The sequence below is a fragment of the Sphingobacterium sp. ML3W genome (genome assembly GCF_029542085.1).
Taxonomy (GTDB): Bacteria; Bacteroidota; Bacteroidia; order Sphingobacteriales; family Sphingobacteriaceae; genus Sphingobacterium.
On sequence record NZ_CP107036.1, the window covers coordinates 2,981,922 to 2,995,914 of the forward strand.

Consider the following 13,993-nt stretch of genomic DNA (forward strand, 5'->3'; position numbering starts at 1 on the left):
TCACCTTTCGGTCGTTCCCCTGCTGATTTAAGATAAATAGGTTTAATTTGTTACTATAAGGGTCCTTTCTTTAATTTTGAATTTTACTTTGTTTGTTCTTTCAATTTGGCGTAATGTGGTTACTAAATCATTTGATCTGGAGATGTATCCCCACAAATTGAGCGACTTTGGCGCATCTGCTGTAAACTGGACATCCATATTGTACCAACGTCCTATGGACAGCATGATATCGTGAAGATTTCCGTCAATTTTAAAGAAACCATTCTTCCACGCCAAAATCTCTTCCGTATCTTGCTCATGGACATTGATTTGCCCAAGTCGGTTGACAGCTTGTTCGCCAGGTCTGATAATACGTTCTCCTGAACTGCTCACTACATTGACTTTCCCTTCAATAAGCGTGGTTTTGACAAGCCCCTTTGATTCTGCATAGGCATTGATGTTGAAATGCGTACCAAGGACTCGAACATGCTGAGATGCCGTTGCGACAATAAATGGTCTAGAATTTTTGCTTACTTCAAAATATCCTTCACCCTGCAATTTAACTGTACGTACAGCACTGGTAGCAAGATTGGAATCAAAAGTCAAACTAGACGCGGCATTAAGCCAAGCTTTCGAACCGTCCGGAAGGACGACTTGGTACATTTCTCCATTTTTTGTGGTGATAGTATTGCGAGCTGCTTTAATGGGCTGAGGATTGGCGTGATTTGCCGTGAAAACAAGTATGCCCTCTGCATTTTTGGAGATAACGACTCCTTGCTCCGTCATGATTTCACCTACATTGGCAGTATTGAGATCAATCTTCGAACCATCGGACAGCGTTAAAGTAGCACCCTCGTGTCCAGCTTTGATCTCCGGTCCTGTATAGTTGGCTACTTCATATTCCCGATGGCGTTGCTGCAGTTTGTATATACCTAGAATGCCTATGAATAATAAAACAGCAGCTGCATAGAATATCCATTTCCGTTTATTCAAAACCCGAACTTGAGGCTGGCATCGCTGATCAATAATAGCCCACATCGCTGATTTTATCCTTTTAAAATCTTCAGTAGAGTCGATAGCAGATTGGTCCAGGCGGTTAAAGGCGTACCATTCTTCGACAACACGCTGTTCCATCTGCGTGGCCGTACCTGAAAGATATTTCTCTACGAGCTCTGCTCCAAGTTTCTTTTCCATAAATCGAAGTCGGGTTTAGTAACCGTTTAGTGTGTTATACAGTTGAGGAAAGCTTAGGGGGTAGATAAATTTTCAAAATAATTATAACCCACTAAATAAGAACAACATAAGATAATCAAAAATCTCAGTTGTCTCTTAAAAAGATCAGCAGCAGTATCCCTAGAGAATTATAATTCGACAGTCTAACTTTAAGAATTTTTAATGCGTTTTGAACTTGCTTTTTCACGGTGGATTCGCTCAAATTTAGTCTTTCTGCAATTTCACGATGAGACAAATCCTCCAATCTGCTCAGTTCAAAGACTTCTCGCATTTTAGCAGGCAGTCTGGCTATTTCACTTGTTAGTAATAGCATCAGATCCTTCTCGTCTATTTTTTCTAATGTTTCATCATTCACCTGAAGGCTGTACTTTCCAATTTCAGTAAGGTAATCGCTTTTTGTTTTTCCTCTTTGAATATAGTTGAGGACGCGATTGCGAGCGGCCACATATAAGTAAGATGAGATACCAACGTTGTCCCTAATCAAATCGCACTTTTCCCATATTGATGTAAATAGATCTTGTACCAGATCTTTGGACGCATTCTCATCACGAAGCATTTGATTTACCTTATAATAAATCATCATGCTGTATCGATCGTAAATTTCGGCAAAAGCTTCCCTATCTCCATGTTTGAGCAAAGAAACAAGTTCACTGTCTGACAAAATTTTATACTTATCCATTTTACTTGTCTCACTGCTTTATAAAAGCACTACGGTACTATAGGTAAATTTCAAAAATTAATAATCTGCTACAATAGTAGAAAAATATTATAAATTATATTCGTATTTTTTAAAATTTTAGCATTGTTTGCTAGAGATCTTATATCTCGTTGCGACAATATTCTAAAAAAACCGATCGAAGAAAATAAGGAAAGTTTGGTGGAAGTTAGGAGAAATAAAATACAGAAAGCCATTTTTGATCAAACGGCTTTCTGTATAAAATTGATACTATTAAAATTGTATTACACAACTATAGTTTCCATTTTGTAAATTTCAATGTACTATTATTGGGATAATCTATCCAAAAGGCGAAAAGCTCCTTATTCTGAACAAGGAGTTTTTGATAAGCACCCAGATATTCTTTAAAAGTATTCGATACTATCGGCTTTGCTAAATACATCTCCTTCGCCACGGAATAGTTATCCTTTAGTGCTCTGTAGTTAACAGAAAACTTTTGGTCACTGAAATCCGAATAGATACAATGGATACCGCCATCATTGCCAAAAGCAGTAGAAAGAAGATTTCCAGTAGAAGTGATCAGATGTGGGCTAGACCACGACTCCCCTGCATTTCGACTCATGGATAACCATACCTCATTTCGCTGATGTGGATTTTGCCAGCTTAATACAAGATCATTGCCCCGGGTCGTTAATTCCGTCATTGCTGAGCCAAGTCTCTTAGATATGCTGCCTACAACCTTTGCTGTCTCAAATCTTACTTTTTCGTCATCAGCGATTCTCCTGGTTAGAAAAATTCCTTTACTACCATATGAACCCGCCGAAATTAAAAGCTGGTTTCCCTTGACCAAGGACATCGCTGGTCCTAAATAATTAATTGTTTGATCAGTAAACACATTAACGGGTTCTGTCCAGGTAGCGCCCTTGTCTTTGGACACTTGATATTTCACAGCATTTTTAAAGTTTTTAGTATAGGCAACGTAAACCAAATGGATTTCATCTCCGTGGCATACAATAGAAGGTTTGTCTAGCAGATTATCACTGCTCTTAATTGGCACTGATTTCAGATTAAAAACTTTGGTATTGAAATCAAATTCATACAAAGAAATATTTCCGGAAAAAAAATCCTGCCCGATATGCATGCAGACGACATAGGTATCTCCTTTTTGGTTATTACACACAAAAGGATTCCCAGTGGCGAAGGTATTTGGCAGATCAATTATTCCTTTTGCCGACCAGGTCCGACCATTGTTATCTGATGCGCGATAGGCAACCTGCATATCGGCTGCCTCTTCACTATTATCTTTCCGGGAGGGACGTTTTTCCATCCATACAGTAACGATACCGTTCTTTGATGGTTTACATGCACTTACCTCGAATGCCCTAACATCGCTCAGGAGCTCTGATCTATCCGACTGTGCAAAGGCTTGCCCGACTACCGAAACAAACGCACACAATAAAAGTGCGTATATTATTTTCATATATCTTTCTCCTTGTTATTAGCCCTTTTTTGCGAACGTGATCATATTGGACAGTTCTCTCACCGCCTTATCAGCATCGGCACCAAAACCTGAAGTACTGAAACGTATCTGCCCATGTGTATCAATAATAATTTTGGTAGGGATGCCATCTACCTTATATGCTGATGCGACAGCACTCGCATTTGTTTTCGGATCGCGCAAATCCATTAATACTTCAAATGAATATTCATTATCGGTTACATATTTTTTTGCATTAGTTGTTGGATCGCCGCTACCTTTTTCCCAGGTATGCAAAAATAAAAACTTGACATTGGGATCATTTTTGTATTTATCTACCGCTTTTTGCATAGCGGGAAATGAGGCTTTACACGGCCCGCACCAAGTGGCCCAAAAATCAAGTACCACCACTTTTCCTTTCAGGTCACTAAGCTTCACAAGATTGCCGTCAACGTCTTTTAACTCAAAATCAGGTGCAGGTTTATTAATTGCCATTTTTGCGATTTCGGCCTGAAGCTTTTCTTCTTGGATAACCAGTAAATTACTTTCGTAGCCTTGATAACCCGAATCAGAGCCATTTACAGCGATATAAGCAGTTTTAAGTTGCTCCATCATCGCCTGATTGGCGTGATCTTCTTTAACCGCATTCTCTAGATAGGGCAACGCTTCTTTAAACCTCTTGGTCTTGATCAGCGTCTGTACATAGGCTCCCTCCAGATATTTTAACGAACGGGGATCAGCTGTCTTATCTTCTTGGAGCGCCAAATATGCCTTTTGCCCTTCCTGATATCCTTTTTCCGCATCCTTACCGTTAGACAAAGCTGTAACATAATTAGTCAGAACAGCAAAATAGTTATTTTGGGCACGTGACAAAAGATTAGGATCAGGACTTGAGCTTGCTTTCATTTCCGCCAAAGATGCCTTTGCAGCATCTACGCCATACTTTAAATAGCCTGCTGCCAGCTCAGGGTTGGCCTTAACCATGGATCCGGCCATCATGGCATAAATAGCATCTTTCGCAATGGGATTTCCTTTTCCATCTGTAGCTCCCTTTCCATAGATATCTGCATAGAAACGCATCTTGGCATCATCGCCCCTAGCGGCGAAATCCTGACTCAGCGAATAGGTCAGAAAACCAAAGTTTTCATCGGGATATTCTTTATAAAGCGCCACAAAACTCTTGTCTCTACCGTCAAGATCGGAAATCTCACCTATCTCCTGTATTTTTTGCTGTAGGGCAAGTCGTCCTTTTGGAAACTTCTTGAGAATTTCATTTTGAAGATTGTCGGCTTGTTCCGCCATACCTTTGGATGAATAATAACTATAGGCTACAAGATAATTTTCCTCGACTGTTCCCTGTTGCAGCTCTTTTAATTTTGCAGTCAAAGCTGTCGGATCCGTAATTGTATTTAACTCTGACAACCTTTGTCTGATAGTATTAGCTTGTTGTGCTTTTGCAGTAAACAGCAAGAATGCTGAAAATGCTGTTAATATGATTTTTTTCATTTTTATATTTATATTGTATTGTTACTTATTTGCCTGGTCCACCGTCAACTTTATTTCATCAACGGTTTATTCTTACTTCTTTTTCCTACTAAGAAGCTTTACGATAGCTAATGTTTGTAATCTGCCCAAAGCCAGTATATACTATTTCTTTTCTACTGCTGTCGATATCACCAAACTCATTCAGAAAAATACAGTGTACCTCACCAGATGTTCCTTTGTTGACCGCAATCACAAGTTGCCGGTTTGCATCTGGACCTGACTTTAGCATTTTAAGATCGACGATTTCAGCCCCAGCTGCCAATCTGTATAATTCGGTCACGATTCCATTGGCTGCGGAAACCTTAAAAATTTTGCTCTTCGAAGAATAATATCCTCTTTCAACATCCGAAGCTGCAGCAAATCCTGTGAACTGATCGAGTTCCTGGGCTCCGCTTAATTGCGTATAATATCCTCCCAAAATACTTGAGGTTGATCTCAGTCGGAAGGCATAAATATAGGCTTGACCACCATCTTCCATTAGGCTTAGATAATTGTTGCTGAGCGTCAGGTCACTCCCCAGCATGGTCTTCTGAATATTATTGATATTATATTGCCCGTTGCTTGTCAAACGAGAAGGGATCGTAAGCTCACGCCCTTGATAGGTAGCCGACATAAAACGCTTGTGTTTGTTGTCATAGAAATATGTCGTAAAGGACGCATCCGGAAATACAAAAGGGAACATCGAATAATCACCTTCAAAACGATCAGAGAATTTTCCAAAATCTGTATTTGAACCAAAATCGGTACCATTGGCAGCATAAACATCGCCGTCGTGGATTAGATACTGATCAATATTATAGGCATTGGCACCATAAGCCGGAATTTTGGAGAAGCTCTTACTATTATAGAAGTACTCGTTTAGGTCCATTGTCTGCAACATTGTTTCGGCGTCGAAAACGCGTAGGCCATTCTCCGTAAAATAAAATAGCTGCTTAAAACTTCCAAAAAATGCTGTCGGTACAACAGCTGATACCGCAGCGACAAGTTTTTCGGGATAGGCAGTCCCATTGATATCTGCTATCGGGTTGTAGAATACTTGTTGGTCAGCAGTTCTAATAAATGACATTTGCCCTTTTCCATTTAGATTGTTGCCCACTAACCAGCCTTCGGGAAAAGCACCTGTCACTTTTAAAGAATAAAGTTGACTAATTGCTTTAATATCGGTAGTAGGGTCGGTAGCCAGAAATTGAATGGTATAATCATCTACGGCTAATTCGACTTTGATATCCAGATCCTTCGTTGTGGCCAAAATCTGATAGGATTCGCCCACATACAATCGCCATTGATAGGTATACTGCTTATTGGGGTTTGCCCCTTTTAATTGAGGCCGAATGACCAGATTTTGCAACTGGGCAAGTACGATGGCCGTGTCTTGAGGAGACGCAACTGAGATTTCCTCGATATCATTATAAGGCTGGAATTTTTCTTCTTTGCAGCTCCAAAAATTAAGTGCCACAAAAAATACCAGCATAAAACTTATACTTTTCATTTGATCCAATTTAAAAAATCACTTGTTTACCATTTTCATCCAACAATGGGCCGTTTGCAGCCTCATATGTTTTCTGTGCAGCTCTGAGCCTCAACCGCATATTGAGTATTTCGCCAGTGGATAAATCTCCAAAAACAGTATCCTCACCATATACTGTAAACATAAACTGCAACTTGGTGACGCTAAATTCTCCCACTGCCCATTCGATGTCATCCCAATACGTAGGCTTTGATAGGTAATCATTAAACTTTATTTTGTACCTCGCGATGCTAAAGGTCTTTTTGATCTCTTGCCCTATTGCGCCTTTTTCAAATATATCGGATGCTTTCACAGCGACATTTAAAAGCATGGTTTTCTCTTTTAACTTGGCACTGCGCGATAATATGACGGGATACAGTGTCCGAACGGAATCCGCTGGAAGAATAATCTCGGGTAGAATATAGTCTGCTCCTTCAACGGCTGTACTTCCTGAATCTGCTGCAAGCTGAAACTTCCGGTCTGTTTTCGCTGGAGCCCCCTGCACCCGGATTTTCAAAAATATCGTATCGCGCATCACCGAAGGAAGCCGTGAAGCAAAAGAATAGCTGGTGCTATCTGCTTCATACTGCCCGACATAAATACTAAGCGCATCTTTGCCTTCAAAAAACATAATCTCATCCTTCTTGCAACTGAAACATACCAGAATGAGTATTAGCGCTAACATTAAACTTCTCATAATTATTATTTGATCGTTAGATTTCTAGTGATAATATACATGACCGTATTAATAATTTGGGTTAAACTCAAGTTCATCCTTAGGAATTGGAAGTAAATAGTTTTTTGTACTAAAGCTTGTCATTCCAGCAGGCTTAAAAGGTATATCTGTAAAATTACGCCGCTTGTAGTAGTAGAATAACTGGCCTTCGGCATACATTTCCTTTTGATATTCCTTTGTGATCTCATTTTGGATAAAAGTACGGTCAAGATTTTCTGCTGTTAAGGGCAGTGCTGTCACGGTACGGGCCAAACGAACCTGATTGAGTTGACCTAAAGCCTCGTCTGCCGAGCTGGCCGTCTCAGCGATAATATACCGCATTTCACTGCAGCGTATTACGGGAAGCATATGGTCTAGCCGCAGGCTGTCAATGGAGGTGGATGAGGTCTGCCAGAATTTGGATGGAAATTTAAATCCTTGGCTATCCTCAAAAAGATTGAGCCATCTGATATCACTTTCGCCAACTGTCGACACTTCGTACAAGGTTTTAAAGTCTGCTTCAGGTCTGCTCAGACGGTCTGAGAAACTGCCATAAAAAGTAAAATATTGGTCGTATGCCCAGGTCTGAATATTCCTGTTTCGAACGGCAAAAATCAGCTCGCTTTTAAAGAGACGATCTTTTGTGCCAGCAGCAGCACTAACGCCGGATTTGTCAACGAAAGGAAACAGACCGGAATCTACAATTTCCTTCGCAGTAGAATAGGCTCGGGCTTGATCTCCACGATATAGATATATTCTTGCTAATATGCCTTTTGCTGCATAATAATTGAACTTATATCTTCTTTCTGTCGATCCGGTTAGAATAGGGTCCACCTTTTTTAATAGATCAGCAGACTGTAATAGATCTTGTAGTGCCAGTTCTGTGACCTCTGTCACTGTAGCGGGCACTTGTGAATATTGGTCAATGGCCACCCGGTAAGGGATTGCCTTGGCTTGAGGTGAGACAATGAAGGACGGTGCAAACATCCGCAATAGTTCAAAATGCAAAAAACCTCGCAGACCCAATGCTTCACCTTTAATCTCATTGTAGGCTTCGTCGGTCAGAACGCTTCTGTTTTGCTCGCAGAATTTTAGAATATTATTTAAACCGGCAATCCCGTTGTACGCTTTAGACCATACCTGTCCTGTATAGTCAATTACTTCAGCGGATTCATAATCATAGTTCCGACTTTTGACAAAAAGCCCATTTGAACCTGATGTATTATAATTCTGAGCTAATGCGGAGACAAATCCCATAGATAGATTGTCGCCATACAAATTGCGGCTTGCAAGGGTTGAATAAACACCGTTTAGTGTCTGACGAAATCCAATTTCTGAAGCAAACATCTCCTCTTCGGCTACACTAGATTTTGGTGCGATATCGAGGTATTTTTTACAGCTCTGCAACGATAAACTTATTGCGAGGAATAGTATATAGTTATGTATTGATTTCATGGTTTTTCAGTTTAAATTCCTACGCGTAATGAAAGGGCAAATGTGCGCGCAAATGGATTTGCAGTACCTCGTTCTACTTCTATTGAACTCCATCGAAACAGGTCATTCGTAAGTCCTGTAATCTGTAAACTCCGCAGGCCAATACGTTTGATCCATGCCTTTTGGTAAAAATTGTATCCAAAAGAAAGCGTACTTAACGTTAGGACATTGTTATCCTGCACAAATCGGGATGTCAACCTGGTAGCAGGATTACCCACGCCAATGGCCGTAAATTGACTCCTGCTCCCCGGCCCTGTCCAACCGAGATCATAGGCTCTTCGATCCACATTTTCGGTAGGATCCACCGATTCCACACGGTCAATCAACGTTTGATTGTAAAGTTGTCCACCGTATTGGTAATTAAACACGACTCCCACTTCAAAGCCTTTATAGTTTAAATTCGTACCGAAATTGCCATTCCATTTGGGAATACTGACCCCGTAGGCTACTTTATCAGCAGCATTCCACTCGTAGGTACGCTGGCCATCTTTTGTAAGAAATATTTCTGATCCTGTAGCCGGATCTACACCGAGCGATTTCACTACAAATATGGCATCCATAGACTGCCCCTCCTGAAGCAAAATATTGGGCACAGTTTGATTTTCGTTATTTTCATTCAAGCGGTCGTTGGAGGATTTAAGTCTGTTTGACAATTCTTTGAGCGTATTTTTGTTCGTAAATCCGTTGAGGTAAATGGACCACAGGGTTCCAGTTTCCTTTTTCTCGATAATCTTATATCGCGCTGAAAATTCGAATCCATTGTTTTCAACTTTGCCTAAGTTTTCTGAAAAGCTGCTAAATCCGGTCGAAGGTGCTAATGTTAGACTGGTCAAGGAGTTTTCAGTGATATCCTTGTATAAATCGAAACGCAAGTCAAGTTTTTGTTTAAATAAGATCGCATCGATTCCCACGTTTAATTTCTTAACATTCTGCCAGCTTAGATCGTGATTACCGAGGTTGCCTATTGTCGCCCCCAGATCATCGTAATATCCGCTTTCGACACCAAAATTATATCGGGTCTGAGCTGAATAAGCCGGAATATTCAAGGATCCGGTTGTACCGTAACTTCCTCTTAGCTTGAGCCTGTTGACCAGGTCATTTTTCTTGAAAAATGACTCATTATGGATATTCCAACCAAGGCCCGTGGACCAAAATGTACCAAAGCGCTTATCGGTACCATATTGTGATGATCCATCACGCTTTACCGATACATCGGCCAAAAACCTGTTATCGTAAGAATAGTTGGCATTGTAAAGATAACCTACACGCCTGATTGTACTCTCATCGCCAGTAGGCTTCCCATTTAATTGGTATTGATTCGCAAACAACAAATTGTCGAGTCGGTCATAAGGAAATCCTTCAGCAACGATTTGCGTAAAATTATTGGTGGAGCTCGATAAATTTATAGATGCAGTAGATACCCATTGATGCTTGCCGCGCATAAATGTATAGTTCAGATTGGTCATGCTTTCATAAGAAGATAGTTCATCGTTGCGATCGGTATAGGAGCCCCTACGATTTTTATCAGCTATTTCTTCAAACCTACTGTCCTGGGCAGAATAAAATTGATCTGTACCACCTCTTTGTTTGGTAAAGCTCAAATTTGACTCGATATAGAAGTTGGGCCGGATTGAATATCTTACTTGAAAATTATTTGTTATTCCCAACGAACTGGTCTGGTTGACCGAATGCAAAGTTGCGTCGTAAACAGGATTAGGTTTGATAAAATTCCTGCCTACATATCGAAAGTTTTCCAGGTAACGCTGTACTTCTCCTTTTTCGTCATAGGGAGTCCAATAAGGATTTAACGCCAAATAGTCACTAAAGTTACCATAAGGGGATTCGTTCGCTATATTCTGGTATACGCGAATGGAATTCCTGAATTGGAATTTATTCACTAAATAGGTGAGATCAAACTGCCCGGAATAGTTTTTTCTATCCTGCCCCTTCATGACACCCTGTTGCAGATCTGCCGTCGCCAATACACCATATCTCAAGTATTGGTCACCACCTTGAAGACTTAAATTTGTCCGGTTATTAAATCCTACTTGAGTCGGTACTTTCTTCCAGTCTGTATCAATACCGCGCTGGACATTTTTCCACCGTTCGTTATAAATCTGCTCGTACCTTAGATAATCTTGATCAAATTTAGCCTCATATACTCCTGTACGCTTCTCGAAATCCAATTTTTCCCGTGCATTCAAATAATTGTAAACGGACAGATCCGGAATCGATAACCTGAAATCGTTATTTAGCGTCACTTGGATTTTACCTGGCTTAGGCGCAATCGTATTGACCACCATAACACCATTGGCGCCACGGGAACCATATATTGCTGTTGCTGAAGCATCTTTCAAAATCGTCACGCTTGCGATCATATTCATATCGAGGTCAACGATACGCTGAAGTGTTACTTCGAAACCATCCAGTATAAAAAGTGGTTGATTAGGGTTGGAAGAAAGCTCTCCATTTAAGTTGGGCAAAGAATTTTGACCACGAAGCTGTATTTCTGGTAATTGATTTATACTTCCGCCCGTAACATTATTTGGCATGATACGAAAGGAGGGTTCGATGGCTGAAATACCAGCAAAAATATTATTTGTGGAGATTTTCTTGAGGTCTTCACCCGAAATTGTTCGTGATGCACCTGTAAAGCTCTCGGCACTCCGATTGAATATACCTGTGACCACAACTTCTTCAATGTCTTCGGTCTTTTCTTCCATCTCCACCTTATATTTAACAGAGGCAGTAATGGGTATAATCAGCTTCTTGTATCCAATAAAATTGAATTCCAAGGTTTTGGCATATTCGGGAACATTTAAAGTAAAATTCCCTCTATTATCGGTTTTCGTCTGTATATTCTTCTCGCCTACTGTTACCGTTACCCCCGGCATAGGCTGTTTAGAAGCGGTATTAAGCACCTGCCCCTGAAGTATTATATTTTCAGCTTTCTCCTCATCAATCAGTACAATCGTCTGATTTTTAAAAATATAGATAACCCCGGTATTCGAATTAAAGTATTGACTTAATACTTTAAGGATGTTTTCATTGGTAAAATTTGGGCTTACCTTTTTACCAAAATCCAATTTGGAAGATGTAAAAACAAAGTCGTATCCCGTCTGCCTTCTGATCTCCGACAAAAATTCATTCAGTGTAATGTTCTTTTTGTTGATCGTCACCGTTTGGGTCTGCGCATCTGCACTGTGAAGACATATACTGGCGTATATAGATGTGCAAACCGCAATTTTCAGCAATTTTTTGTTAAAATTCCCCATAAAAATGGTTGTATTAGTTTACCCGATCTGCTATACAGAATGGGGATCTAGGTTAGTAGTAAAATGATGGTTTTAGATGTAAGTTAGTTTTTCATAAATAAAAATATTAGCGCATGACAATGACCTCCTTTCCTTTTTGCTGGAATTTGATGTGATTTGCTTTTTCTAGAATTTCGAGCACTTCCTTCAGTTTTTTCGTTCTTGAAATTTGCCCCCAAACACGTTCGCCCGGTATCTTACCTTGATAATTAATGTCTACATCATACCAACGGCTAATCTGTTGTAATACTTCTTGGATAGGTAGATCAGCAAAGTAAAAATAATTATTCTTCCAGGCGAGGCTTGATTCAAGATCAGCTGGCTGTTTGGTAAGTCCCGTATGATTTATAACGACAAGTTCATTTGGTTTCATCAGTGCCTCATGCCCCGTATTCACTGACCTTATCCGGACGCTACCTTCAATTAAAGTTGTTTTGATCGCATCGGCGTCATTATAGGCGGAAATATTAAATTGGGTACCATAAACACTGATCTCCTGCTTCCGATTTCCGACATTTGTATTGACAAAAAATCGTCGTGTCTTATCTTTTGCCACTTCAAAATAACCTTCTCCTTCGAAAGTCACCCGTCTTTCATCCTTTCCGAATGTTGTCGGAAAACTCAATCTGGATTCTGCATTTAAATGAACAACTGTACCATCGCCTAACATTATCCTATATGTACGTCCACGAGGTGTGGTAATCGTATTGATGTTATTAGCATAATTACGTTCTTGTTCAATACCGGGTTTCAACTGGATAAGTAAAGTACCGTCCGAAGTACGTTGTAGGTGTACGCCGTCCTTTTCGATTACTTTACCCGAATCTAAACTTTCGAGTGCCAGACGTGAGCCGTTACCCATTTGTAAGATCGTGTTTTTATTGGCCAACATATCGTCTCGAGATGCTTTTTCCTTACCTGACTGATTATTATCAATTTGTTCTTTCTTATTAACGACATTGAGATCTTTAAATAGCTGTTTTTGCGTGCCAAGCCATATGGTGGAAAACAGTATACCCAAGAAAATTGCTGCTGCTGCAGTCCATTTCAAATAGTTAAACCTTTTTATCGAAGGTATTTTAGTATCGACGGCATAAATGGCTTCGAGGATCTGATGCTGCCGTTGGGAAGGCATGTCGATCAGCTCCTTTTGTTGAAAAAACAAATCTAACAGGACGGCATCCAAATTTTCCAGGACGTTTTTATCTGAAAGATAGCCATCAAGCTCATCTCTCTCAGCCTTTGACTCCTGCCCGCTCAGGCAAAGATCCAAAAGGTATCTCAATCTATTATCGTTGGATGGGGTCATAATTTTTCAAACTATGAGCAAAAGAATAATCATCAATTGATGCTTCTTCTGCCAATCTAAGTAAAGGACGATCGATGAAATACTTTGGGGGTATTGGTGTTAAAAAAAAATTAAAAATGTTTTAAGAAAAAATGAAGTAGCAGGACCAGCGGTATATCATTCATATGAGCAGTACAATACGCACGGATACTTTTCATTGCTTGATCAAGGTTGGACTTAACTGTCTCAGGCGACACCTGAAGTATTTCGGCTGCTTCTTCACGCTTTAGATATTGTTCTCGGATCAATCGATAGGTCTCTTTTTGTTTTGCCGGAAGCCGTTCGATTGCCTCGTCCAGCAAACGCTTGAAATCTTTATCCTGAGTCAAATAATCCGCTTCCGGATAAACGCGAAGTAAAGCGTTTTTGGCTTCCTCCTGCGAATAAGTTTTATAGTGTGCTTTCTTTTTAATGATATCCAGGGCGATATTTTTGGATAGCACATAAAGCCAGGTTTCAAAATTAGCAATTGCGGGAATCTGCTGCCGATGAATCCATACTTTAACGAAGGTATCCTGAACGATATCTTCGGCCATCCATTCGTTGTTGGTAACGCGCAAGGCGGTTGTATAAATATTTGGGCGATAGGTATCAAACAGCACTTTGAAGGCTACCTCATCTCCTTCAGCAACACGCATCAAAATAGATGTATCTATTTGCAAAGCCATTTTCAAATATCGTCTGTTTTCTGCAAAAATAGTTTTT

General features: G+C 40.1%; 10 protein-coding genes. All 10 read right to left on the bottom strand.

Annotated elements, in window-relative coordinates; translation table 11 throughout:
• Positions 1–42 precede the first annotated feature (42 nt).
• The 10 genes from OGI71_RS12675 to OGI71_RS12720 all read right to left on the bottom strand — a co-directional run bounded on the left by OGI71_RS12675 (position 43) and on the right by OGI71_RS12720 (position 13,956).
• A complete protein-coding gene (locus tag OGI71_RS12675; RefSeq protein WP_282255838.1) occupies positions 43–1,173 on the bottom strand; it encodes a FecR family protein in 1,131 nt (376 codons plus the stop codon).
• Positions 1,174–1,297: 124 nt separating this feature from the next.
• Positions 1,298–1,891: an RNA polymerase sigma-70 factor gene (locus OGI71_RS12680; protein ID WP_282255839.1), complete on the bottom strand. Its 594-nt coding sequence runs from the start codon at positions 1,889–1,891 to the stop codon at positions 1,298–1,300.
• Positions 1,892–2,180: 289 nt separating this feature from the next.
• Entirely contained in the window at positions 2,181–3,368 is a 1,188-nt protein-coding gene (locus OGI71_RS12685) for a sialidase family protein (RefSeq protein ID WP_282255840.1), read from the bottom strand.
• A gap of 18 nt (positions 3,369–3,386) precedes the next feature.
• A complete protein-coding gene (locus OGI71_RS12690; protein ID WP_282255841.1) occupies positions 3,387–4,871 on the bottom strand; it encodes a TlpA disulfide reductase family protein in 1,485 nt (494 codons plus the stop codon).
• An 88-nt stretch (positions 4,872–4,959) separates the two neighbouring features.
• A complete protein-coding gene (locus OGI71_RS12695) occupies positions 4,960–6,399 on the bottom strand; it encodes a PKD-like family lipoprotein (RefSeq protein ID WP_282255842.1) in 1,440 nt (479 codons plus the stop codon).
• Positions 6,400–6,409: 10 nt separating this feature from the next.
• Positions 6,410–7,114, bottom strand: coding sequence for a DUF4843 domain-containing protein (locus tag OGI71_RS12700; RefSeq protein ID WP_282255843.1), 705 nt, complete (start codon positions 7,112–7,114; stop codon positions 6,410–6,412).
• A 48-nt stretch (positions 7,115–7,162) separates the two neighbouring features.
• The gene (locus OGI71_RS12705; protein WP_282255844.1) at positions 7,163–8,587 is read right to left on the bottom strand and encodes a RagB/SusD family nutrient uptake outer membrane protein; all 1,425 of its coding nucleotides are present in this window, start codon (positions 8,585–8,587) and stop codon (positions 7,163–7,165) included.
• Between the two features lie 11 nt (positions 8,588–8,598).
• Positions 8,599–11,901 (bottom strand): SusC/RagA family TonB-linked outer membrane protein, encoded by a 3,303-nt coding sequence (locus tag OGI71_RS12710; RefSeq protein WP_282255845.1) that lies wholly within the window; start codon positions 11,899–11,901, stop codon positions 8,599–8,601.
• 106 nt (positions 11,902–12,007) lie between these two features.
• A complete protein-coding gene (locus OGI71_RS12715; protein WP_282255846.1) occupies positions 12,008–13,249 on the bottom strand; it encodes a FecR family protein in 1,242 nt (413 codons plus the stop codon).
• 110 nt (positions 13,250–13,359) lie between these two features.
• Positions 13,360–13,956: a sigma-70 family RNA polymerase sigma factor gene (locus OGI71_RS12720; RefSeq protein ID WP_282255847.1), complete on the bottom strand. Its 597-nt coding sequence runs from the start codon at positions 13,954–13,956 to the stop codon at positions 13,360–13,362.
• Positions 13,957–13,993: the final 37 nt, after the last annotated feature.